This is a genomic window from Candidatus Cardinium sp. cBcalN2, assembly GCF_022810445.1.
In the GTDB taxonomy this organism is placed as follows: Bacteria; Bacteroidota; Bacteroidia; order Cytophagales; family Amoebophilaceae; genus Cardinium.
In genome coordinates this window covers 1-1570 of the sequence record NZ_JAACGD010000032.1, presented here as the reverse complement: position 1 = coordinate 1570, position 1570 = coordinate 1, and the positions used below count along the sequence as shown (strand labels likewise).

The following is a 1570-nucleotide window of genomic DNA, read 5'->3' as shown; positions in this document are numbered from 1 at the left end:
TTTTTATTTGATTATAAGCTTTTTTTATCTTACTTTTTTCTTGGCTTGATTTTTTGGCTACTTTTTTATCAAGCAAAAAATAGCTTTATAAAATTTATTTTTTAACAGTGTCAGGAACAAATACGTTATCAAGGCCTACATAACGGGCTCCAGCACTTTGGAACCAGCTTTTAATACTTCCAAATACGCGTTCTACTTTGTAACGCGTCTTAGCTATCAATTTATTAAGCCGCTTAGCAATAGGTGATAAGGGATGGTTTCTAGTCGCTTTCTTCTGATACGCTCAGTACAATATAGTCTTTAACGCGGTCAGCTTCTTCTCTTGGTTTACCCGCTTTGGTAAACATATGATACCAAAGCGGTAGACCGCCTAATACACCAGTAGCAAAAAGTAAGTTATACCAGTGTAGGTTTAAAAATCCTTAAAAAAACATTGTAACGAACCATTTCATAAATCAAAAAAAATATTATATTCCTTTTAAGCACTTAACTGTCAAAGAACATCCTTCAACCATAAGTGCTTGGTAACTTAATGTTTTTTTAGCTATGACTTATCAAAAAATTACCCTACGCTTATCACTGATTGTAGCTTGTATGTTTCTTGTAGTAGGATGTAGCCAATATCAAACATATCAAGCTGGTAGTGCAAAAAAACAGCTAAAGGAATCTAGCTCAACATCTGATTCTCATGTATTAAAAACCACTGTTAAACTAGTAGATTTATCTCTCAAACATGACTGCAATAAAATAAAAGCATTCTTTTATAAATGCAAGCAATCCCTTTTACTTTGGCCTGGTGTCACTTGGACAGCTAAATCACGTAAAATCATTGAGGAAGCTTTTCTTGGTGCATCGGAATGTAGTTTTAGTAAAACGTACCATCTGTATGGGTTTATGATCTATAATCTAGACACAGAAACTAAAATCAATAATACAACAAGCGATGCAGCCTGCTTACTTGATCAATCTATTGAAGAACTAGATTCCGAAGAGCTAGAAGACAATCTTAAAGCCACATTGGGAGATTTTTTCAAAAAAGAAAAACAAAATGATCTCTTTAAGTGTAAGTTTCCATGGGGCAGCGTCTTTATCTTTAAAAAAAAACTACCTTTCAAAGGGAACTTTAATATCGTACTATTACTCCCTCCTAAAATTGCATGTTATCATTTGTATGATAGAAAAAAAAAGTCCTATGATAACACAGATGACCAGGGAATATATGTTTGTTCAGGGCACCCATGCAAATGAAGAGACAAAACTGTCGCCTACTCGTTTAAAAAGTTTAATCGTAAACGATACAACTTAAAAGAATGGTTAAGCCTTGAAATAGCCAAGCAGCTTGAAAGCCTCTGAAAGAGAGAAGTTTTATTTTTTTAGCTATAAGCCTTGTTTTTAGGAGCTTTTACTCAGATCTTGTTCATCTGTTCAGACAATGGCGTCAGCTTAAGGAATTTTTAATTATTTTTATTTGATTATAAGCTTTTTTTATCTTACTTTTTTCTTGGCTTGATTTTTTGGCTACTTTTTGATCAAACAAAAAATAGCTTTAAAAAATTCATTTTTTAACAGT

General features: G+C 32.7%; 1 protein-coding gene and 1 pseudogene. One reads left to right on the top strand and one right to left on the bottom strand.

The genetic code is table 11. From position 1 onward, the window contains the following. Nucleotides 1-127 precede the first annotated feature (127 nt). A pseudogene (locus MUW74_RS01100) lies at nt 128-322 on the bottom strand (transposase); the annotation flags it as partial. A 224-nt stretch (nt 323-546) separates the two neighbouring features. Here MUW74_RS01100 and MUW74_RS01095 point away from each other — a divergent pair. Beyond that, nucleotides 547-1248 carry a hypothetical protein gene (locus MUW74_RS01095; protein WP_243517153.1) on the top strand — a complete coding sequence of 234 codons (702 nt, stop codon included), beginning with the start codon at nt 547-549 and terminating at the stop codon, nt 1246-1248. Nucleotides 1249-1570 lie beyond the last annotated feature (322 nt).

Bases quoted from the DNA above. Each gene is read 5' to 3' on its own strand.
- MUW74_RS01095 (WP_243517153.1), top strand. From the start codon at position 547: ATGACTTATCAAAAAATTACCCTACGCTTATCACTGATTGTAGCTTGT.